Genomic DNA, 649 nt, shown 5'->3' on the forward strand with positions numbered 1-649 from the left:
TGCCCAAGCATCTCCCTTCATATTTGCGTGATCCAAATCCAGTTTGATCCCTTCTCCCGCAAGAGAATAGCTTGTATCATGATGACGTAAGTCTCTAGAGAAGCCGATGCATTTCTCCACCATTCCCACAAAACCGAGTTCTCTCAGTTGTTTTGGAGTAAGAGCCCCGCATATTTGAAGCCTCTCTCTATTTGTGGATTTGCTTGCCGCTCTTTCGAAATGACCGGCCACATCTTCTGTGACATCCGCAATTCGTTTTGCAAGATCCGCAAGTACAGATTCGGAGAGATCTTTTTTCAAACGCACTTTTCCGGGAGATAGAGCTCCTCTTCCGAAACGGTTTCCAGTAAGAGCCTCCATGACTCCGAGAGGAACTCCTCTCTGCATGGAACAAACCCCTTGCAAAGGATAGTATCCTACGTCACCTGCAATCGCACCCATATCCCCGATATGAATCGCTATCCTTTCTATCTCAAGAAGGACGGTTCTTGCGAAGGCAACTTCTTCTGGAACGGAAATGCCATGAGCCTCTTCGAATGCCTTACTGAATGCGATCCCATAAGCAACGCTTGAATCTCCGGAGATCGCTTCCGCGTAGGAAGAGATATCATCCTTATTCTTGCCTTTCAATAAGTCCAAGAGTCCTCTT

At 47.0% G+C, this 649-nt stretch carries 1 protein-coding gene; it reads right to left on the bottom strand.

All coding sequences use genetic code 11. The features are described 5' to 3' along the window. Positions 1-649 (bottom strand): NADH-quinone oxidoreductase subunit D-related protein (locus EHO59_RS07710; RefSeq protein ID WP_484177325.1); only part of this gene is annotated, 649 nt, incomplete at both ends.

Origin of the sequence: Leptospira semungkisensis, from assembly GCF_004770055.1 — a bacterium.
Classification (GTDB): domain Bacteria; phylum Spirochaetota; class Leptospiria; order Leptospirales; family Leptospiraceae; genus Leptospira_B; species Leptospira_B semungkisensis.